We start from the raw sequence: 21,903 nt of genomic DNA, 5'->3' as shown, positions 1-21,903 counted from the left end.
TTTTATAAAAGGAGATATCTATATATATCGAGGCAAAATTTTTTCAAGTTCCAACGGCTGATATATTGTTTGCCCATCGAGTAACGCTGAGTCGTTCCATATGATGGAGTCACTGTTTTCTGCGAAAGCGAGGGCGACTATCCCTGCAAAGCCCTCATGCCCACGTGTGCTTATGTTTGCCAGCATAGTTAGCCCTTTATAATCGACGCTCTCTGTATCGGTCTCCAGGACCGAGAAACGGCAAAATTTATCGGATCCGGCCTGAAATATATAAATGTCGGCGTCCTCGAATTCTAAAATCCCCTTCCGAGATGCTTCTATCTCAAGTTGCGGAGCGTCTTGCTGAAATTTGTAAAAAAATGGCTCGATCAGATCCTGAATCTCTGATATGGATCGGGGCCGGGCCCTCAAAGGAACAAAAAAGCTGGCTGACATCACTGAACTCCGGGGTTCTTGGATAGAGTGGATTTTGTAATATTTATCCAGCCATCCTGTGTTTTTATATACACGTTATTAACTGTGCCCTCATTCAAAACGTTGCTGACAGGCGTGCCCGGTTTCGTATAATTAATAATGCTCTCCATACTAGCGCCCGTTTTGCTGGCATCGATATAGAGATCACCTTTGTAGCCCTGTTTCGCCATATCTGCAGCGCCGCCAGTAATATTCCTTCGAATTGCGTTAAGTCCTTGCCCTTCAACAATCTTAAGCTGCACTGGTACCCCGTCAAGCCATCCATCAATCCCGGCATAGTTATTGGTCGGTGCGCCTTCAAAGTGGCCACCCCTAAAGTTTACAATTTCTTGCGCTTGTATATATTCGGCATCACTCATGGCGTTACGGGCGATGGATCCCAAGTTTGCTGGCGGGGTTAGTAACGCAGGTTCTGAACTGAATATCGGGGTTTCGGGTAGAGCTGTCTTTGCAATCGGCTTCGAAGTTTCTACTGTCTCATGAACGTAGTTAGTGGCGATTGCCTCTTTTTCTGCGAGTGTGGCGGTTGCCTTTTCCCCATTTTTAGCTACGGCAGTGCCAAGAGCTGACGCCTCTCCACCAGCCAATCCCCCTGTGATCTTGTACTCAACGACAGCATTTTTTAAAACCCCCGCAATACCAATGGTCCCCTTGGCTGCGCCGGCCACTGCCTTGAGCAGCGTTTCACCCGGTACGAGTTGTTCAACGGCACTAACAAGCGCATCGGCCAGTGGCTTGGTTGCGTTCAGGTCTTGCTGTTTGTTGTAAGCAGCCAGATACATCCCGATTTGCTGGATGCCGTGATCTGCATCCGCGCGGCATTCGTCGTTACATTGGCTGCTCGTTTTCAGGTCTTGCAGCGCGCTGGCAAGGCTCTTCGCATCCATATCGGTCATGACGCCAGCAGCACCGCCTCGTAGCTCGTCAACCATCGCTTTGGCCTGCGCCTTGTCGATCGCGTCGTATTTGTCGCGAATCTTTTTGCGCTCTGCCGGGCTCACCGCTGCGTTCAGATCTTTGTCCTTTTGCAGGATTTGCTTCGGCGTCAGCGCGTTATTTTCCGTCTCAATCTGCGCCGCATTCGCCGTCGTGGTCGGGTTCAGCCCCGTCAGCGTCGAGATCCCTGCCAGCAGCGTGCCCACTTCCTTCGCGCGTTCGTCCTTCTCGGTCGGGGACAGTGTGGTGCTGTTGTTGCTCTGGTCGAGCAGGTTGTTGATCACGCTGCCGCCCGCCGCGCCCAGTGCTGCGGCACCGCAAGCCTGGGACGTGGCCGCTGCGCCGGCGCAGGCGACGATGGCGTGCAGGCCCGCGCGGGCGGTTTCGTTGTCGAGCGAGTCGGCGATTTCCTTGACCTTGCTCGCGCCCAGGCTTTGCAGGTACGCCACCGTCGCGCCCTGCACCAGCCCGGTTACGCCGCCGGTCACGTTGCCGCCCGCGCCCACGGTCAGGGCCGTGGTGATCTGGCGGTAGGTGCCGCCCGGGCCCCATTCGTTTCTCAGCGTTTCAGCTTCGGTAGCGAGGTTCTGGCGTTGTTGGTCGGTCAGCGGTTTGCCATCTGCGCCGATGCCGCTTTTGGCCTGCGCCGCTTTGGTTTCGGCTTCTTTGGCGCGGTTGTCGAGGTAGGTACCGGTCTGGTTGATCAATTCCTTCGTCACCGCAAACCCGGCTTCGATCTGGGTCTTGTCGAAGATGGGTTTCAGCGCGCCGGTGGTGTCTTTGTCGGTGGTGACGGTGGTGTCGAGTGAGGCCAGCGTTTCGGCCGCCGTCTTGCCGGTTTTGGCCAGTTGCCCGGCTTCATCGGTAATCGTCATCGCCCCGGCGCTGATGCCGCTGCGCGTGATGCTGCGACTGTCGCCGTCGGCCGCCATTGCGATTGGCGTACCGGTCGAGAAGCCGCTCTTGTTACCGCTGCCCGGCACCTTGTCACCGGCCGAGGCCACGTCGCCGGCCTGGGTCTTGCCGATGCCGCCGTTGCCGGATGCGGACGAAGAAGTGGCGCCGCCCTCCTGCGACAGGGCTTTCATCCCGCCACCGCCCTGGCTGTAGCCGCCGCCGATGCCGACACTGGTGGCGCTGTAGCGGGCACGGTTCTCGATATCGGAGACCGTCAGCGTGCCGGTGCTGAATGTGTTCATCCCCTGATCAATCGCGGCCTGGCTGCTTTCGATCACGCCGCCTTTCAGGTCCGTGTTGCCCTTCACGTTTACCTGGAAGCCACCATCGCCCGCGCGGATGCCCGATTGCTCAGTCACGCTGGCGTAGTCGCTGTTGATCTTCTGCTGGCTGGCATTGGCGCTGCCGCTGAAGCCCCAGCCGGCGGTGACGCTGCCGCCGAGCTGCTGGTCCTTGCTGTCGTATTTGTGGGTGTCCTGCAGGCTGGCCACATTCAGGTCGCCGCCGATATCGCCGACCACGTTCCGGCCGCTGACCACCGCGCCCTTGATGTTGGTGTCGCCGCCCGACACGATGCCCGCGGTCTTGCCCGCGCTGATGTGGCTGTTGCTCCAGCTCTGGTCGGTACCGTCGCTGCCGCCTTTGCCAACGGCGGCGTTGGCGGTCAGGCCGAAGGCGGCGCCGTCCTTGCCGTAGGTCAACGCCACACCGACGCCCGCGCTCTGGCTGCGGCTGTCGCTGTGCTGTTCGTTGGTGTTGCCGGCGGCCAGCAGGTTGACCTTGCCATCGGCTTCAAGCAGCACATTGCCGCCGCCCTTGATGTCGCTGCCCTGTACGGTCAGATTGCTGTCTGCGCCTGCGCCGGTCGCCTTGATGATGACGTCACCGCCTGCGGCCAGTCTGGAGCCGGCTGCGGTATTGCCTTGTTGCGTGGTCCGGCTTTCGCGCTTCGATTGCCCGTAGGTGATGGACGCGCTGAAGCCACCCGCGTTGTTCGGGTCCGCCTTGACCGCGTCGTAGGTGTTGACGGCGGAGAGTGCGCTGGCCGCACCCGCCAGCGCCTGCACCCGGTCGTCGCCACGCGGTCCGGCCGCCCTGGCCATTTGCTGGCTGGTCTGCAGGCTGGCCAGCACCGGGTTGTTGATCGAGACGGTCAGGCCGGACTGTTTGAACACGCTCTGCTGGTCGGCCTGGCTGGCGTCGCGCGCTTCGCTGATTTTGGCGGTTCTGGCGCGGATGCCGATGTCGCCTTGCGGGGCCAGCACGTCGCTACCTGTCTGCTGATAGGCATTGCCTGCGCGGATGCTGACATTGCCCTGGGTGGCGCCCACCAGCGCCGCGGTGGCGGTCTGGCTGCTGGTGGTGCTCCGGGCGCTTTGTTGCTGCTTGCCATAAGTCAGGCTGAGGCCGCCATTGCTGAACAGGCCGGAGCGCTTGCTCCGGGTGTCGTGCTGCTCGCTCTGGCGATCGATACTGGCGACGATCTTGACGTCGTGTCCGGCGCGCAGGACGGTGCCGTCGCGCGAGACCGCGTTGCTGCCGGTGATGTTCAGGTCGTTTCCGGCGCGCATGAACAGCGTGTTGCCGCTGAAGGTGCTGCCGGTCTGCGTGGTTTGATCCAGCGCGTCGTAGTGGTTGACCGTGCCTCTGGAGAAGCGCATGCGCGACTCGATCTGCGAGCCGGTATCGTATTGCGTGGTGTTCTGCGCGGTGCCGAGGTTGATGTCGTGCGCTGCCTCCACCTGCAACCGGCCCTTGTCACTGCGGACCTGGGCGGCACTGGCATTCAGATCGTTTCCTGCACGCAGCTGCAGGTCACCGCTGGTGCTGATGGTGGCGCCCAGTGCCTGCGTGTCGCTTTGATTGCGCCAGGCGTTTGCGCTGTACCGCGCGTCATGGCTGCTGCCGGTGGTGAGCGCGTTCAGGTTCAGATCATGCTCAGCACTCACCTGCGTCCGGCCGCCGCTGCCCTGATTGACGATCTGGCCACCCAGCAGCGTCAGGTCGCGGCCGGCGTGGGCCACCAGCACCCCGCCCGGGTTGCTGACGTACAACCCGGCCATGCCGTCCACCGCGGTGACGCTGCCCTGCTCATTGCTGTGGGTGCGCGTGGTCGTTTCCACCCTGAGGTCGCGCCCGGCGGTCGCGACCAGCTGGCTGGCTGCGTCGATCTTGCCGCCCACATTGTTCAGGTCGTTGGCGGCGCGCACCTCGACCTGGTCCGCCGAGATGCGTCCGTTCAGGTTGTGCACGTTCTGCGCGGTCAGCGTCAGCACATTGCGCCCTGCCACCGTCCCGCCGTTGCGCAGGTCTGCGCTTACCGCCAGGTTGACGTTGTTGCCGCCGATGAGCGCGCCATTGCCGTCGATATCGTCTTTCCTGACGCGCACATAGACTTGCGGCACCAGCGCCCGGGTGGTGCTGCCGTCGGGAAGGCTGATGGTCTGGCTGACCAGCCAGACCACGTCCGAGGTCAGTTGCGCCATCTGCGCGCCGGTCAGCGCCACGCCCGGGGTCAGATTCCACTGCCGGGCCACGGTGGCCCCGTTGTTCAGCAAGGCCTGGTATTGATCCTGGTCATTGCTGTATCCATCCAGGAAGCGGCGACCGGTCAGTTGCGCCACTTGCTCGCGTATCAGCTTCTGCTCGTAAAACCCGTCGCCGAGGCGTTTTTGTTCCCGCGTCGGGTCGTATTGCAGTTGCTGCAGCAGATAGTCGGAGGAGAGCCAGGTTTTATAGCTGGCAAAGCGGGGATCGGTTTCGATCAGATAGCCGGACGGCCCGGCCGGGTTCAGTTTGAACAGGGCGTTATCGGGCACGCGGGTGTCGGGCAATACGCTGCGGATCCGCTGCGGCACGCCGGGTGCAACGCCGGGGACCTCGGCCAGCGCCGGGCCCGGTATCGGCGTGCTGGCGGGGTTGCGGGGCAGCACCGCGCTGACCGGCGCCACGGCGACATCGAGGGTGGGATTGCGGGGCGCATCGGCGTGGCCTGCAGCAGCCACAGCCGTGTGTTCCTGCTGTTGCCAGGCAATCAGGGGCGTGTTGCTGACGATGGCGGGCGGCGCGTAATGCAGCACGGGGTCGCGCATCTGATCGTCGTCTTTGCGACGTTCGCGGCGGAAGAAATGCTGCTCCGTGCCCTCATCCGTGATGGTTTTATGGCCGACGGTGGCGTTGTTGTACACGCTGCCCAGGCTGCCGCTCAGCGTGTTGCCGGCCAGCAGCCGGCTTTGATTGTTCTGCAGGCTGGCACTGTCCAGCCTGATATTGCCGCCTGCACTGATCACGGCGGGGTCACTGCTGCTGATGCGGTCTACGGTAACGGTGCGCGTAAACAGGTACTGGATGAAGTCGTCGTAATTGCCGGTGCTGTTATAGATGCAGGGGTCGCCGCAGTTGACCGGATGAATGATGTCGACCTGGTCGTGTTTCTTGATCACTTCGCTGACGTCGTAGCGGCGCGGGTCCACCCTGATCTTGTATTCCTCATGCGCCGATACGTCGATCACCTCGGACGTGAGCTGCAGGTGCAGGTTGTCGTTGACGATGCTGCGTGCTGACAGATCCAGATCCCCCATGGCCTGGATCTGCGCGCTGCCGTTGTAGATCGAGTCCGCCTGCCCGGTGGCCCGCCCCTCGGCGTCCAGCGCCGCGCCGATCCGCATGTTGCCGTCGGCAAAGATCAGGGCGTGCGCGTTATTGGTCAGCGCAGTGACGCCCAGGTCCAGACGGTCACGCGCGGCGATGACCGGGGCGCTGCTGCCGTGGTCAGCCACGTTCAGCAACCGGGCCGAGCCCAGCGCGATGTGGTCGCCAAAAATACGGCCTGTACCAAGATTGTTGATGTAGCTGGCGTTGACCCGCGTGGCGCCGCCGTCAAGCAGGCCCTGGTTGGTCAGCGCGTCCTGCAGGTCGAGCGTGTTGCGCTTGCCACTGAGTTCACCCGAGCCGGCGTTGTCCAGATTGACGGCCCGGACATGCAGGTGCTCGCCCGCGCTGATCTGGCCGCGATTGGCCAGGTCGCCCGCGACCACCAGGTCGAGGTTGCCTTGCGCCAGCAACGTGCCGGTCTGCGCCAGGGTGCCACCGAGCTGCAGTGCGGCATCGCCATGGCTGGTCAGCCTGCCCGTGCCCTCAAGGCGGTCGGCCGCGAGGGAGATCCGCTGCGCGGCCACGATCGTGCCGTGCTCGTTGCTGACCAGCAGGCGCGGCTGGATCAGGTCACGGTCCTGGATGCGCACCTCACTGCCGGATACGGTGCCGCGCTGGTTGTCGAGGGTGCCGTGGCTGGTCAGATCCAGCAGGGTCTCGGCGTAGAGGGCGCCCGCCTGGTTGTCGATCTGGTCGGCATCGATCCGCACCGCCTGTCCCTGCAGACCGTGGTCCGGGGTCGCCGTGTCGCGGTTGCTGACCTGCGCGGCCACCACATGCAGGGTGCCGCCCGAATTGATCAGCCCGCCGGTGTTGTCGACGCGACCGTTGCCAGCGGCGAGATCGACATTGCCCGTTGCCTGCAACTGGCCGGTCTGGTTCTGGACACTGTCCGCCGTCAGACGCAGTGCGCCATCGGCGCGGATGACACCGGCGCTGCGGTTGTCCAGCGCCGCAGCATGCAGCGCGGCCGAGCCGCCGGCACTGACGCGGCCCGCCCGGTTATCAAACTGCCCTGCCTGCACAGTCAGCGCGGCCAGGCTGACGATGCCGCCCGCGCTGCCCGCTTGCTGGTTGGTCAGCGCCTGGCCGTGCGTGTCGATGCCCAGCGCCTGCTCCGCCTGGATCAGCCCGGCGGTGTTGTCGATGGCACCGCTGTGCAGATCGAGCTGCCCGCGCGCGCCCAGGGTGCCTGCGCGGTTGTCCAGCTGGCCCGCCGTGGCGGTGCGCAACGCCAGGTCGCGACCGACCAGGCGGCCCTGCTGATTGCGCAGGTCGGCCGCCGTCAGCGTGATGTCCTGCGCCGCATTGATCTGGCCACTGCCGTTATCCAGCGCCCCGTCACTATGCAACTGGATGCCCGCGTGCACCGACGCAATGCTGCCCGCCTGGTTATCCAGCTGCCCCGCGCGCAGGCCCAACGCGCCATGGGCGGCAATCAGGCCGCGACCGTTCTGCAGCATGCCTGGCGTCGCCAGTCGGGCCGCCCCTGTGGCCGTGATCTGGCCGTCGCGGTTATCCAGCCGGGCTGCCTGCAGCGCCAGATCACCATTACCAGCCAGCAGCCCGCTGTGGTTATCCAGCGCCCCGCCCAGCGTCACCTGCAGGGCGGCGGCGCCGCCTTGCACGAGCCTGCCGCTGGCGTTGTTCAGGCTGGCACCGTCGATGCGGATGCGGTCGGCACCGGTCTGGCCAGCGGACAGGTCGAACTGCCCGCCCTGCAGCTGCAACAGGCCGGCGCCGAGGATGCTGCCGCCGTGGCCATTCAAGGCCCGGGTACTGATCTGCAGCGTGCCGGCGCCGGTATGTTCAATGCGGCCGTTCTGGTTACCGAGGGTGGCGGCCTGAAGGTTGAGGTTGCCGCTGTTGCTGCCGATGCGCCCCCGGCTGTTGTCGATGTTGCCCGGCGTGCGCAATACCAGGTCGGCGGGGCCGGTCTGCAGCAACTGACCGCCGACGTTGGACAGGTCATGCGCATCGAGGGTGAGCATGGGCGCATGCACGGTGGCGGCGTCGGTGCGGAGCAAACCGCTGCTGCTGGCGTGCAGTTGCGAGGTGGCGGCCAGCGTGGCACCGGTCGCAAGCAGATCGCCCTGGCGTGCCTGCAGCGCCAGCGCGGGCGCTGCGGTCTGGCTCTGGCTCAGGTCCAGCGCACTGCCGCTCAATGCGATGCGGGCACCGGCCAGATTCCGGCCGCGCGCGCTCAGCTTGCCGTGGCTGGAGAGCTGCAGCGCGCCCTGATCGCTCATGACGCCATCACTGTCCAGTCCGGCCGCCAGCACGGATCCGGCCGTACTGTCGATCTGCCCGGCCTGCAGCGTGGCATCGCCCCGCGCGGCAATGCTGCCGCTGTTGCTCAGCGCCGCGGTGGTGTGCAGCTGCGCATTACCTTGCGCGTAAACCTTGCCGCTGTTCGCCAGCGCGCCCGCAGTCTCCAGCTGCGCATGGCCCCGGGCATAGAGCGTGCCGCTGTGGTTGATCCCGCCTTGCGTAGCGAGCTTGATGTCGCCGCTGGCATTGAAGGTCCCGCCGTTTTCCAGGCGGCCGTCCGCAGTGACGACGATATCGCCCGCGCTGGCACCGATGGCGCCGAGGTTGCGCACGCCCACCCCGGCTTCCGTCGCCACCAGCGTGATCTTGCCCGCGTACATGCCGCCGAGCACGGCGCTGTCGATGCCGTACACCGGCGCGGTGCCGGTCGCGGCCGTGCCGGTTGTACCGCTGTGATCGGCGCTGACCTCGTTCGCCCCCGCAGTCACCTTGAGCGTGCTGGCCCACAGTCCGGCGTTGACGCGCACGGCCCGCGCGATCAGGTCGGTGTAGTCGGCCTCACGGCTATCCATGCCCGCCCCGGAAATATCGATCACGCCGCGCTGCACCCGATAGCCATCCAGATTGCCGTGGTTGAGCACGGCGTTGCCGGTGGTGAGCGTAACGCGATGGGCGTTGATAAAGCCGCAACCGTCGCACTGGATGCCCGCCGGATTGGCGATGATGACCTGCGCCCGGCTGCCGGCCACTTCGACATAGCCGCGTAGCTTGCTCGGGTCGCTGGCGTTGACCTCGTTCAGGATGATGCGCGCCGTACCCTTGGCCAGCCACGGGTTACCCTGCACCCAGCCGCCCAGTTGCGTCTGGCTGTTGTTGCGCGCGTTGTTGAGGATGACGCCGTTCCTGTCGACATCAAACTGGCTGTAGACATTGCGCGAAACCCCGGCCGCGCTGGGCGTCTGGATATTGACCAGCGGCACGCCATTGCCCGCGTTCAGCACGGTGGCTTGCTGGGTGACGGGCGCGCCCTTGTCGGCCCTTACCTCGGCCTGTGCCGGTGCGCTCAGCCACCAGACCAGGCCCAGCGCTGCGCATATCGCCAGCCGCAGCGGCTGCAGCGTGACGATGCACGGGCTTGGGGTGGCCGCTGTGCCTGTGCGGCTGCTTTGGCCCTGCTGGTGGGTAATTTCCGCCACCGGCATCCACGACTTGCGGCAGCGATTGAATACCAGGCGATAGCGGCGTTGGTTCATGGCGTCAGAGCCTTCGGAAAGTGACGAGAGCAAACAGGCTCAGCAGGCTAACAACCGGCGGCAGCCGGCGAAGCTGGTCAGATTTACGTGGGCAAAGACAAAATCGGCTGGCACTGCAAGGCGCTTTCGAGAATGAAAGTGGCAGTCAGCGAGCAATAGGTTCTTGAAATGCAGATCGCGACAACAACGCTGTGTAATCCGTGAGTTAGCGCTGCATATTGCGAGCGAGGCTGACCCCGTTGCTGCCGCCCGCCCGTTCAAGGCGGGTTGCCAGAATGCTGGCCAGGCGCAGCGCAAGCCAAGGGGCAAGCTATGCGACTTTCGATCAGACCGAAGGCAAGTACAGGCACGCCTTGCGCGCAACAAAAAGCCCCGCCTCCTGTTCAGGAGACGGGGCTGCGCAGATCAGGCCGAGACGCGGTCCCGGTCACTGCGTGAATTACTTGCTTGCGACTTCCGCTGGCGCTTCGCCGGTTTTACCAACCCAACCGCCGCCCAATGACTTGTACAAGGTCACCAGGTTGGTCAGACGCGACAACTGCAGGCTGATCAGGCTTTGTTGCGCCGTGAACAGCGAGCGTTGCGAATCCAGCGTCGACAGATAACTGTCTACGCCTTTGTCGTAACGCAGTTGCGACAGGTTGTAGCGCGTGCTTTCAGCCTGCACCAGATCGGATTGCGCCTTGATCTGGTCATCCAGCTGGTGGCGTGCCACCAGACCATCCGACACCTCACGGAAAGCCGACTGGATCGACTTTTCGTATTGCGCCACGGCGATCTTCTGCGCGGTGTTGGCGACGTCGAGGTTGGCGCTGTTACGGCCACCGTCAAAGATCGGCATGGTAATGCTGGGGCCGAAGCTCCATGCACTCTGGCCGCTGCCAAACAGACCGCTCAGCGCCGGGCTGGACGAACCATAAGCCCCCGTCAGCGTAATGGTCGGGAAAAACGCAGCGCGTGCGGCACCGATATTGGCGTTGGCCGCCTTCAGCGCATGCTCGGCCTGGACAATGTCGGGACGGCGTTCCAGCAGATCGCTGGACAAACCGGCCGGCAGATCGGCCAGCATCTGCTCGTCACCCAGCTTGGGTTCCGGCGGCAGATCGGCCGGCAACGGTTGGCCAATCAAGAAGGCCAACGCGTTTTCGGCTTGCGATTTTTGCTGGATGGCCGAAGCCGCTGCACCTTGCGCCGTGTTCAGTTGCGACTGTACCGAAGCCAGATCGAGCGCCGAAGCGGCACCCACATCAAAGCGGCGTTTGGTCAGATCAAAACTGGCCTGATAGGACTTGAGCGTTTCGTTGGCCAGGTTCAGTTGCGCCTCGGCCGACAGCACGGTCAGGTACTGGCTGGCCACTTCGGACACCAGCGTAATCTGCGCGGTCTTTTGCGCTTCGGCGGTGCCGAAATAGGTTTCCAACGCAGCGTTCTTCAGGCTTTGCACGCGGCCGAACAGATCAAGCTCATAGGCGGTAAAGCCGAGGTTGGCGCTAAAGCTGTTGCCCGTCACTTCGCGACCCGACGTGTTCATATTGGCGGGCGTATGGGCACGGGTGCCATCGGCCGCCGCATTGACGGTCGGGAACAAATCCGCGCGGCTGATCTGATATTGCGCGCGGGCTTGTTCGACTTGCAGCACAGCCACGCGCAGGTCGCGGTTGTTTTGCAGCGACAGCTCGATCAGCTTTTGCAGACGCGCGTCAGCAAAGAAATCTTGCCAGCCGATGTCGGCCGCCAACGTTTTGCCTTGCGTCGCCACGTTATCGCCATAAGCACCGCCGGTGGGAAAAGCACCCACCGGACTGGCCGGGCGTTGGTAGGTCGGGGCCAGCGTGCACGCGCTCAGCGCGGCCGCCAGCGCGGTGACCAGAAACAATTGCTTAGTCATGTTTGTCTCCCTCCGGCGCCGGCAAGGCTTGGGCCGGGGTATCTTCCGTCGGTGCATCCGGGATATGGAAGAAGCGGTTTACCACCACAAAGAACAGCGGCACAAAGAAGATGGCCAGCACGGTGGCGGTAATCATGCCGCCCGCTACACCGGTACCGATGGCGTTCTGGCTGCCCGAACCCGCGCCGTTGGCAATCACCAGCGGCAACACGCCCAGGATAAACGCAATCGAGGTCATCAGAATCGGACGCAAACGCATGCGCACCGCTTCGATGGTGGCGTCGTACAGCGACTTGCCGCCTTCATGCAGTTCCTTGGCAAATTCCACGATCAGAATGGCGTTCTTGGCGGACAGGCCGATGGTGGTCAACAGACCCACCTGGAAATACACGTCATTGGACAAGCCACGGCCCGTTGCGGCCAGCAGCGCGCCTATCACACCCAGCGGCACCACCAGCATCACCGAGAACGGAATCGCCCAGCTTTCATACAGCGCGGCCAGACACAAGAACACCACTGCCAGCGAAATCGCGTACAACATCGGCGCTTGCGAGCCGGAGGCTTTTTCTTCATACGACAAGCCGGTCCACTCATAGCCTATGCCAGGCGGCAGTTTGGCAATCATGTTTTCGACTTCGGTCATGGCATCGCCGGTCGATTTGCCCGGGGCCGGAGCACCCAGAATTTCGACAGAAGAAATACCGTTGTAGCGTTCCAGCTTGGGCGAACCGTAGATCCAGTGCGCGGTCGAGAAGGCAGAGAACGGCACCATCTGACCCTTGGCGTTACGCACGTACCATTTGTCCACGTCTTGCGGCAGCATGCGGAACGGTGCGTCGGATTGCACATAGACCTTCTTCACGCGGCCTTTATCAATGAAGTCATTGACATAGGACGAGCCCCACGCGGTCGACAGCGTCTTGTTGACGTCCGACAGACTCAGGCCCAGCGCCGAAGCTTTTTGCTGGTCAACTTCGATCTTGTACTGCGGCGTGTCTTCCATACCGTTCGGGCGCACTGCCACCAGGTTGGGGTTTTTCGCCGCCATACCCAGCAACATATTGCGTGCTTCGATCAGCTTGTCATGTCCGACACCACCACGATCCTGCAACTGCAAGTCGAAACCGGTGGCGTTACCCAGTTCCAGCACGGCAGGCGGGGCAAAAGCAAATGCCATTGCTTCTTTGTACTGGGCAAATGCACCCATGGCGCGGTTGGCAATGGCCGTTACCTTCTGGTCTTTATCGCCACGTACGCTCCAGTCTTTCAGGCGCACAAAGGCAAGACCCATGTTCTGACCACGACCGGCAAAGCTGAAGCCCGCCACCGAGAACACCGACTCGACATCGCTCTTTTCGTTTTGCAGGAAATGGTTTTCCATCTTGACGATCGATTTGAGCGTTTGCTCCTGCGTGGCACCCACCGGCAACTGCACCTGAGTAAACAGAATGCCCTGATCCTCATCCGGCAAGAACGCGGTCGGCATACGGATAAACAGGAAGGCCATGATGCCGATGATCACCACGTAGATCAGGAAGAAGCGGATCGAGCGACGAATCACCCCACCCACGGCCGACTGATAACGCAGGTTGGCAGCGTCGAACTTGTTGTTAAACCAGCCGAAGAAACCGGTGTCTTTGGCGTGGTGACCTTTCTGGATCGGCTTGAGCATGGTGGCGCACAGTGCCGGTGTCAGTACCAGCGCAACCAGCACCGACAGGGCCATGGCCGAGACGATGGTGATGGAGAACTGGCGATAAATCGCACCGGTGGAGCCGCCAAAGAACGCCATCGGCACAAACACGGCCGACAACACCAGCGCAATACCGACCAGGGCGCCGGTGATCTGGTCCATCGATTTGCGCGTGGCTTCTTTGGGCGACAAACCTTCTTCGCTCATCACCCGCTCAACGTTCTCGACCACCACGATGGCATCATCGACCAGCAGACCAATCGCCAGCACCATCCCGAACATGGTCAGTACGTTGATTGAGAAACCCGCGATCGACAGAATGCCGAAGGTACCCAGCAACACCACCGGCACGGCGATCGTCGGGATCAGCGTGGCGCGGAAGTTCTGCAAGAACAGGTACATCACCAGGAACACCAGCACGATGGCTTCAAGCAGCGTCTTGACCACGTCTTCAATCGACAGCTTGACGAAGGGGGTGGTGTCGTACGGATAAACCACCTTCAGCCCTTGCGGGAAGTAGCGCGAAAGATCGTCCACCTTGGCGCGTACGGCGTTGGCAGTGTCAAGCGCGTTGGCGCCAGTGGCCAGCTTGATAGCCAGACCGGACGCAGGCTTGCCGTTGTAGCGACTCACAACCGAATAGTCTTCACCACCCAGTTCTGAACGCGCTACGTCTTTCAGCCGCACCTGGCTGCCGTCGGTATTGACCTTGAGCAGAATCTGGTCGAACTCGGCCGCGGTTTGCAGACGCGTTTGCGCAGTAATCGTGGCATTCAGTTCTTGCCCGGGTATGGCCGGCGCACCGCCCAATTGACCCGCCGAAACCTGCACGTTCTGCGCCGAGATGGCATTGCTGACATCCAGCGCGGTCAGTTGATAGCTGGCCAGTTTGTTGGGATCCAGCCAGATGCGCATGGCGTATTGCGAGCCAAACACCTGGATATCACCCACACCCTGCACGCGGCTGATCGGGTCTTTGACGTTGGCCGACAGATAATCGCCCAGGTCATTGCGGTTCATGCTGCCATCTTCGGATACAAAGCCCAGCACCATCATGAAGTTCTTGGTGGCTTTGGCAACCTTGATACCCTGCTGCTGCACTTCTTGCGGCAGCAACGGCGTGGCCAGTTGCAGCTTGTTCTGCACCTGCACTTGCGCGATGTCCGGGTTGGTCCCGGCCTTGAACGTCAGCGTAATCGACACCGAACCCGATGAATCACTGGTCGACGCCATGTACAGCAGGTTGTCGATCCCGTTCATCTGTTGCTCGATCACCTGCGTGACCGTGTCTTCCACCGTCTTGGCCGATGCGCCCGGGTAAGTGGCGGTAATGGCTACGGACGGCGGCGCAATCGTCGGATATTGAGAGATCGGCAAGGTACGCATTGCCAATATCCCGGCCATCATGATGACGATGGCGATCACCCACGCAAAGATCGGGCGATCAATAAAAAATCTTGCCATGTGAGACTCCCGATCAGTTTGCGGCGGCGGTGGCCGAGGCTGCAGCGGAAGCAGGCGCAGCGGCAGGTGCCGAAGCATCTGCTGCAGGCACGGCTTTCACTTGCGCACCCGGTTTGACCTTCTGCAGGCCGGCCACAATCACTTGCTCGCCGGCTTTGAGACCGCTACTGACCACCCACACATTACCCACGGCGGCACCGGTGGTAATCGGACGCGCTTCAACCTTGCCGTCGGCGCCAACCACCATCACGCTGGCATTGCCGGTCGGGCCACGCTGCACGGCCATTTGCGGCACGGTAATGGCGTTGTCCTGCACGGCTTGCGCCACCTTGGCCCGCACATACATACCCGGCAGCAAGTCATGATGCGGGTTCGGGAATTCAGCACGCAGCGTGACCATGCCGCTGGTTTGATCGACAGTGATGTCGGAGAACAGCAACTTGCCCTTCTGGCTGTAGGTGCTGCCGTCTTCCAGGATCAGCGACACTTCAGCGGTCGAGCCCTGAGCGCCCTTGACCTTGCCCGACTGCAGCGCGCGGCGCAGCTTGAGCAATTCGGTGCTGGACTGGGTGACGTCGACATAGATCGGATCGGTCTGGGTCACGGTGGCCAGCAGGGTTGCTTCGCCTTGACCAACGAGGGCGCCTTCAGTGACTTGCGCCTTGCCCACCGTGCCGGAGATCGGCGAAGTGACCGTGGTGTAGCCCAGGTTCAGGTTGGCGCTGGTGACTTGCGCTTTGGACGAGGCCACTTGCGCTTCACCTTGTTTGACGGCGATCAGGGCATTGTCGTAATCCTGCTTGGACACGGCGTTAACGGTGACCAGATCGCGATAGCGGCCTTCCACCAGCTTGGCTTGCGCCAGGGCGGCTTCGGCATTCGCTTGCGAGGCTTTCGCGCTATCGAGCGCGGCTTGCATCGGAGCCGGATCAATCCGGAACAGCACTTGCCCCGCCTTGACGTCGGAGCCTTCTTCAAAAGTACGCTTCAGCACGATACCGGCCGCACGTGCGCGGACTTCAGCCACGCGTACCGCATTGACACGGCCTTGCAGTTCAGTGGTCAGCGGCAGGCTGCCCTGGCTGACCGCCACCGTGTTTACTTCAGGCGGGCCGGACGGCGCTTGCTGCGCCGGCTTTTCACCGCAGGCACTCAGTGTCGCGATGGCCGCAAGAGCGGCCACCGTGGCAAGGCGTAAGCGGAATGGAGTCTTGTTTTCACGCATGTGCGTCCCCGTGAGATTCAAGTAGAGAGGTCAAAAAAGTGTCGCCGCAAAGTCATCAGCGGGCCGGTCTGCGCCGACCTGGATAACGACCATTGGTAAAAAGTCGCAGCGGATCGTAACATACATACATTCGCGGATGTATGTATGAGCCCGAAAATAATTTAGGATTTTACTATTCAGCCGGAAACCAGACCGGGACTGACTTCAAAGGTTCAAAAGCATGGCCAGAAAAACCAAAGAAGAAGCGCAAGAAACCCGCGCGCTGATTCTTGAAACGGCTGAACGTCTGTTCAGTGCACAAGGCGTTGCCCGAACTTCACTGCACCACATCGCCGATGCGGCCGGTTTGACGCGGGGCGCCATCTATTGGCACTTCAAAAACAAGTCTGACTTGTTCAATGCCATGGCTGATCGAATCTGTCTGCCGATGGAGGCTCTGCTTGAACCGGACGAGAACGGTTTGTATCAAGACCCATTGAGCCAGCTCCGTCAGGGCATCGTCAAGGTGCTGTCCGAAACGGCCACCGACGAACGTCAGCGCCGCGTATTTGACGTGCTGTTCAACAAGTGCGAATACACCGAAGACATTGATGAAGTAGTGCAACGTCGCCACCGGGCCATGCGGGATGGCGCGGCCCGAGTGCGCGGTTTGCTGGAACAGGCCATCGCGCGTGGCCAGATGCCCGCCATGCTCAATGTGGCACGGGCGGAGGTGATGTTGCACAGTCTGCTCACCGGCAGCTTGGGCCTGTGGTTGTTCGAGCCAGAGCGCTTTGATTTGCAGCATGAAGCCGAGATCATGCTGGAGGGCTACATCGATATGCTGCGGCTGAGCCCGTCGCTGCAACGCGCCTGAATTGCGCATTGATCAAATGGCCCAGGGCTCGGGCAAGACGACGATGCCGTCTTCATCACTATATAAATAGTGCCCCGGCGTGAAGGTGACGCCGCCAAAGCCCACCGCCACATCGAGCTCACCCGCGCCCGCTTTGGCGCTTTTGCGGGGATTGGTGCCTAGCGCCTTGATGCCGAAGTACAGCGTCTGCAATACCGCGGCGTCGCGCACCGCACCATAAATCACCAGACCGCCCCAGCCATGCTCGAGCGCCAGATTGGCGATCACGTCGCCTACCAGCGCGCTATGCAGCGAGCCGCCGCCATCCACCACCAGGATTGCACCGGCTCCGGCTGTTGCCAGCGTTTGCTTGACCAGCGCATTGTCGCCCGCGACACGCACTGTGCGGATGCGCCCTTCCATCTTCAGCTTGCGGCCGTAATGCAGAAACTGCGTATCGCAAGACGGCGCGTCGGGCACGGCATCGATCAAATCGGCAGTAGCAATCGGCATGGCGCGGCAATCTCAGGTTATAGGGATGTTCTGCATCTTAGCAGCCACCCGCCGCGCCAGCCGGGTTTGCTGCTTTAGCTGGCCAGCCGGGCCAGGGCATCGCCGGTTACGCGGCAAATGCGCCAGTCAGGCAGCACATCGGCACCAAGGCTCTGATAAAAACGAATGGCGTTTGCGTTCCAGTCGAGCACGCTCCAGTCAAAGCGGCCATAGCCGCGCTCAAAGGCGATGCGGGCCAGATGTTTGAGCAGGGTTTCGCCCAGACCCAGCCCACGCATCGCCGGGCGTACGTATAAATCTTCCAGATACAGGCCGCGCCGGGTCAGAAAGGTCGAGTAGTTTTCAAAATAGAGCGCAAACGCCTGCACGCTGCTTTCTACTTCGGCCACCACGGCATAAACCACTGGCCGGGCACCGAACAAATCTTCTTGCAAGCGCTGTTCGCTCATATCCAGCAAATGGGTGAGTTTTTCAAATTCGGCCAGTTCGGCCACCATTTGCAGAATGGCGGGGACATCGGCGGGAGTGGCATTGCGGATAACGGGGGTCAGAGACATGGTTTTTTCCTGCGGGAGCGGTTTGGTAAAAGTACCAAAGCAAACGGGCGACACTGAGGTCGCCCGTTTTTTTACTGATTAACGATCAGAAACGCTTATTTGGCGTGGTTGATCATGTAGTGAGCGGCGGCGCGGAATTCATCATCCGTACCCGAGTAGCCGCCTTTGACCGGCATTTGACCATTGCCGTTTTTCAGCACGTTTTCGATGACAGCGTTGGGGTCTTTGCCGTTGAGCTTGGCCGCCCACTGACCTTTGTCACCGAAGGTGGGTGCGCCCAGCAGGCCAGTACCGTGGCAAGCCTTGCAGGTGCTTTCGAATACTTCTTTGCCCTTGGTTTCAGGGTCTACCGCACCACCCGCACCCGCTGCCGGTTCCGGCGCCACAAACTTGGCACCACCCGCATTGGCCATATAAGCCACGGCGCGCTTCACTTCATCGTCGGTCAGGTCAGCCGCGCCACCACGTGCCGGCATGGCATTAAAGCCGTGCAAAGCGTGGTCGATCAGGGTGTCGAAACCCTTGGCAATACGCGGGCCCCACATGCCTGCATCGCCAAACTTGGGCGAGCCGGCCAGGCCCGCGCCGTGACAGGCAATACAGACCGCTTCAAAGACCATCTTGCCAGTACGCGAGCCCGGAGGCGCGCTATCGACAATCTTGCTGACGCCAACGGGTTGCAGGCGTGCCGAAATGGCTTCGTTGGTCATGGTCGACAGGCCCAGATCGACACCGCTACCGGCGGTGAACAATTTGACCACCATGAAAATAAACAGCGGCACTCCGATCAGTGCCGCAACAAGCAGGCCAACAATGCTCTTGACTCCGGAAGCGTTCGAACCGCTCATGCTGCCATCCCTTTTAGTTGTTCGTGTTGCGAAGGTTAAAATCAGAATTGCGGCGAATTATACCGACAAGGCCCACCGCGGGAAAGCGCATAGACGCTGCGAAACAAACGCGTTATTATCCGGCCCTCACTGCGAGTGCGCCCGTAGCTCAGTTGGATAGAGTGTCAGTTTCCGAAGCTGAAGGTCACAGGTTCGATCCCTGTCGGGCGCACCAATCATTTGTTAGTCCGCTGCAGCACGGCCATCTTGCGTCCCGGCGGTGCTCGCAATGCTCATGGGCATCCAGCCCACTCCGCTTACTCCGCTCCGGCGGTACGCAACCTGGCCGCACTGCAGCGGCCCCGATACCTTGGTGATTCAACTTCTTTTGTTGCGGCGATGCGCTGCGCTGTCGCCTTGCATTCGTGCGGGGCGCTGCGCTGCCGCTTTTTGTTGGCACTGGCGCATCTAGAAGCTACTGCCATACGGTGGGTCTAGACCCACCACCCAAAGTGGCATATCAAGATCGCACCACCGCTCATGCAGCTATGGAGGGTGGGTCTTGACCCACCCCATGCAAGGTACTGCGTTGTATCGTTTATTACCGGGACCTGCGGTCGTTGATGGCCCCCGTCCACTTTGGCGACGCCACGGCCCTGTTCGTAACGCCACAATCGCCGCGCCATCTCACTCCGCTCCAGTTGCCGCAGCCACCTTTACCGTATTCCTCCCCGCCGCCTTAGCCAGATACAAGGCCTGGTCCGCTCTGCGCAATGTATTGTCCAGATCCGGTTCGCCGGGCTGCCAGTCGGCGGCGCCGATGCTGACGGTAACGCGCAGGCGCAGGTCTTCGAAGTCCATGGATTGCCGGGCGATGGCCAGGCGGATGCGTTCGGCCACTTCGGCGGCGCGGGGCAAGAGGGTGCCGGGCAGCAGCAACACAAACTCTTCGCCGCCGTAACGGGCCACCACATCGTCGGGGCGCACGCAGGTTTTCAGGATGCGGGCGGCTTCGGTCAGAGCAAGGTCGCCGGCGGCATGGCCGTGGCTGTCATTGATGCTTTTAAAGAAATCGAGGTCGACCATCAGCAGCGTCAACGGCTGGCGTGTGCGGGTGGCACGCTCCACGCTGCGCGCGGCACACCACATCAGATAGCGCCGGTTATGCAGGCCAGTCAACGCATCCACGGTGGCGTGACGCTCCAGTTCTTCTTGCGTTTGCACCAGCTCCTGGTGCGATGCGCTCAGCATCTGATAATTAAGCGCATTACCCAAGGCTACGGCGCTGTAGGCCGCGATATTGCGAAACACCAGTTGTTCGACTTCGCCATAAGCGTGCACACGTCCGGACTGGATAGATATCACGCCCAGCATGCGACTACCCACGGTGAGTGGGGCAAACAACAGCGTGTGCATGGGCAAGGTGCCGGGTATATGGCGCGGATCAACTTCGTCCGGGCCGAACTCCACCAACAATTCGCGACGCTCGCGGAAAGCGCGGGCGCTGTTAGAGGCCGGATCATCCAGCGCCACCACCGGCCCCGGCGTTTTGTTCTCGCCCTCAGCCGAATAAGCCGGCACCAGCTTGTCGCCCTCCAGCAACCATACGCGCAACCCTGCCACGTCCAGCAAAGTCCCGGCGTGCCGCGACAAGGTGGCAAAAATGGCGTTCAGATCCGGCGTGGCGGTGATTTCCTGGCCGATGGCGCCCAGGCTCTCCAGGATGGCCAGTTTGCGCCGCTCGGTGGCCAGCAATTCACGCTGGTACGCCGCCTCACGCTGCGCGTTTTCCGCCTCGTGCCGCGCCGAGGTAGTGGCAATCTGGCGCGTGGCGCGCTGGGTGTTTTCGCGATTAAGCGCCTCGATGCGTTTACGCTCGTAAAACAAGGCCTTGACCGGATCGCCCGCCTGCTCCCATGCCAGCGCACAGGTCGCCAGATAATCGTCCTCAGGCTGCCAGTCGGCCGAGCGTTGGGCCGCCACCAGATCGAGATAATGCAGAGCGGGGCTGGGCGCTGTCTGTTCAGACGGCCCGGGCAAATCAGGATGACGGGTATAGATATGCGCCAAAGCCAGCAAGGCGCGATGGCGGTTTTCAAAATCGATCAACGTCGGCACTTGCAAGGCGCCGTGCGCCAGGCGCAAGGCTTCGTCTATCTCGCCCAAGCGCTCCAGACATTCAGCCAGCCCGGACAACACGCGCGGCAGTATATCCAGATGGCCGCCCGCCTCCGCCGCCTGCAGCGCTTCTTCAAATGCGCTGCGCGATTCCGGCAGCAAGTGCAGGCGCGCGCAAACCTCGCCCAACAACGCCACCGCAATGACAAATACCCGTGAGCGCCGCAGCGGCTGCAGCCATTGCCGTGCCTCGCGCGCAGCTTTCAAGGCTTGCTCAAGCTGGCCCAGCGTCTGATACACGTCGGACAAGGTATAGAGCGCAGCCCCCATATTCAGCGGCCAGCGCCGTGGCCGCGCCAGCGTCAACGCTTGTTCGACATACAGGGTTTGCGTGCCGGTATCGCCCAGATTACCCATTGCGCCACCAGCATTCGCCAGGCAAGGCAAGACCTGCCGCACCAGCCCGGCATCCAGCAACAAGCGCGCGCCTTCATCAAATGCGGGACGACACGCCTGGTATTCGCCCTCGATAAACTGGAACAAGCCGCGCGCGTAATACAGCAAGCCATTCAGCGCCGGGTCATCCGGAAAATGTGCATGCACATCCGACGAGGCCAGCGCCAGTGCCGCCGGTTGGCTCAAAAACGCCTGGTCCACCGCTAACCACACGCGGCAGGCAGTCTGTCGATAAAGATCATCCGCCTGTTGATACCATGCCAGCGCCTGATCCAGCGCCAACTGGCGATCATCCGGCCGGCCCTGATCATGCGCGACGCGCGAACGCAGCAAGGCAACATCGCCCCGCCCGGCACGATGGTTGACGGTGGCAAAACCGGCATCGGCTTGCAGGATCAGTTCATGCGCTTCATCCAGCCGCGCAGCCAACCAGGCCAGTTCGGCCCGGATCAGCAATACGCGCGCAAGCGCCTCGATGCCGACTACGGGCTCGAGTTGCATCAGCAAGGCTTCAACCTGCTCGGGTTCGTCCTGCCGCGTTAGCCAGGCAAGCTCCAGCAACAATTCGGCACGCGACGTGGACGTGGCGGCCAGGGTCTGGCGCAGCGCGGCAACATGAGAGCGGGCGGCGTAAAGTTTCATGTCCTGAAGAATAGCGCGCGGCGGCAGAATGTGCTGCCAGCGCGGCACTGACGACCGCCCACGCTGCGGCGATCGCGCTACACTGCGGCGCGCCAACCCGGCCAGCGCCATGTTGGTTTGCACTCGGGCCGCCACGTGCC

The 21,903-nt window shown here is 61.9% G+C and carries 9 protein-coding genes and 1 tRNA gene; 2 read left to right on the top strand and 8 right to left on the bottom strand.

The genetic code is table 11. The features are described from left to right. Positions 1 to 434 precede the first annotated feature (434 nt). The 4 genes from ACYQ1A_RS01285 to ACYQ1A_RS01270 all read right to left on the bottom strand — a co-directional run bounded on the left by ACYQ1A_RS01285 (position 435) and on the right by ACYQ1A_RS01270 (position 15,815). Positions 435 to 9,545 (bottom strand): hemagglutinin repeat-containing protein, encoded by a 9,111-nt coding sequence (locus ACYQ1A_RS01285; protein ID WP_499359524.1) that lies wholly within the window; start codon positions 9,543 to 9,545, stop codon positions 435 to 437. Positions 9,546 to 9,984: 439 nt separating this feature from the next. Continuing rightward, entirely contained in the window at positions 9,985 to 11,433 is a 1,449-nt protein-coding gene (locus ACYQ1A_RS01280; protein WP_499359523.1) for an efflux transporter outer membrane subunit, read from the bottom strand. Then, positions 11,426 to 14,590: an efflux RND transporter permease subunit gene (locus ACYQ1A_RS01275; protein ID WP_499359521.1), complete on the bottom strand. Its 3,165-nt coding sequence runs from the start codon at positions 14,588 to 14,590 to the stop codon at positions 11,426 to 11,428. The genes ACYQ1A_RS01280 and ACYQ1A_RS01275 overlap by 8 nt, the downstream gene beginning before the upstream one ends. 13 nt (positions 14,591 to 14,603) lie before the next feature. Next, entirely contained in the window at positions 14,604 to 15,815 is a 1,212-nt protein-coding gene (locus ACYQ1A_RS01270) for an efflux RND transporter periplasmic adaptor subunit (protein WP_499359519.1), read from the bottom strand. 220 nt (positions 15,816 to 16,035) lie between these two features. Here ACYQ1A_RS01270 and ACYQ1A_RS01265 point away from each other — a divergent pair, with 220 nt between their 5' ends. Further along, a complete protein-coding gene (locus ACYQ1A_RS01265) occupies positions 16,036 to 16,671 on the top strand; it encodes a TetR family transcriptional regulator (protein ID WP_499359517.1) in 636 nt (211 codons plus the stop codon). 12 nt (positions 16,672 to 16,683) lie between these two features. On the opposite strand, the gene rraA is transcribed toward ACYQ1A_RS01265, so the two are convergent. The 3 genes from rraA to ACYQ1A_RS01250 all read right to left on the bottom strand — a co-directional run bounded on the left by rraA (position 16,684) and on the right by ACYQ1A_RS01250 (position 18,568). Next, on the bottom strand, positions 16,684 to 17,163 hold the full coding sequence (rraA, locus tag ACYQ1A_RS01260; RefSeq protein ID WP_499359515.1) for a ribonuclease E activity regulator RraA: 480 nt from the start codon (positions 17,161 to 17,163) through the stop codon (positions 16,684 to 16,686). 74 nt (positions 17,164 to 17,237) lie between these two features. Next, positions 17,238 to 17,720 (bottom strand): GNAT family N-acetyltransferase, encoded by a 483-nt coding sequence (locus ACYQ1A_RS01255; protein ID WP_499359513.1) that lies wholly within the window; start codon positions 17,718 to 17,720, stop codon positions 17,238 to 17,240. 95 nt (positions 17,721 to 17,815) lie between these two features. After that, positions 17,816 to 18,568 carry a c-type cytochrome gene (locus ACYQ1A_RS01250; protein WP_499359511.1) on the bottom strand — a complete coding sequence of 251 codons (753 nt, stop codon included), beginning with the start codon at positions 18,566 to 18,568 and terminating at the stop codon, positions 17,816 to 17,818. A gap of 137 nt (positions 18,569 to 18,705) precedes the next feature. Here ACYQ1A_RS01250 and ACYQ1A_RS01245 point away from each other — a divergent pair. Then, positions 18,706 to 18,782, top strand: a tRNA-Arg gene (locus ACYQ1A_RS01245). Positions 18,783 to 19,234: 452 nt separating this feature from the next. Here the strand turns inward: ACYQ1A_RS01245 and ACYQ1A_RS01240 are convergent. After that, positions 19,235 to 21,763 (bottom strand): tetratricopeptide repeat-containing diguanylate cyclase, encoded by a 2,529-nt coding sequence (locus ACYQ1A_RS01240; RefSeq protein ID WP_499359509.1) that lies wholly within the window; start codon positions 21,761 to 21,763, stop codon positions 19,235 to 19,237. Between the last annotated feature and the right edge of the window lie 140 nt (positions 21,764 to 21,903).

The organism is Silvimonas sp. JCM 19000 (assembly GCF_054652575.1).
Note: the sequence above shows the minus strand (reverse complement) of the source record. Positions and strands in the feature narration are given on the sequence as shown.

Coding starts and splice junctions, on each gene's coding strand:
- rraA (WP_499359515.1), bottom strand. CDS start 17,163: ATGCCGATTGCTACTGCCGATTTGATCGATGCCGTGCCCGACGCGCCG.
- ACYQ1A_RS01275 (WP_499359521.1), bottom strand. CDS start 14,590: ATGGCAAGATTTTTTATTGATCGCCCGATCTTTGCGTGGGTGATCGCC.
- ACYQ1A_RS01285 (WP_499359524.1), bottom strand. CDS start 9,545: ATGAACCAACGCCGCTATCGCCTGGTATTCAATCGCTGCCGCAAGTCG.
- ACYQ1A_RS01255 (WP_499359513.1), bottom strand. CDS start 17,720: ATGTCTCTGACCCCCGTTATCCGCAATGCCACTCCCGCCGATGTCCCC.
- ACYQ1A_RS01280 (WP_499359523.1), bottom strand. CDS start 11,433: ATGACTAAGCAATTGTTTCTGGTCACCGCGCTGGCGGCCGCGCTGAGC.
- ACYQ1A_RS01270 (WP_499359519.1), bottom strand. CDS start 15,815: ATGCGTGAAAACAAGACTCCATTCCGCTTACGCCTTGCCACGGTGGCC.
- ACYQ1A_RS01240 (WP_499359509.1), bottom strand. CDS start 21,763: ATGAAACTTTACGCCGCCCGCTCTCATGTTGCCGCGCTGCGCCAGACC.
- ACYQ1A_RS01265 (WP_499359517.1), top strand. CDS start 16,036: ATGGCCAGAAAAACCAAAGAAGAAGCGCAAGAAACCCGCGCGCTGATT.
- ACYQ1A_RS01250 (WP_499359511.1), bottom strand. CDS start 18,568: ATGAGCGGTTCGAACGCTTCCGGAGTCAAGAGCATTGTTGGCCTGCTT.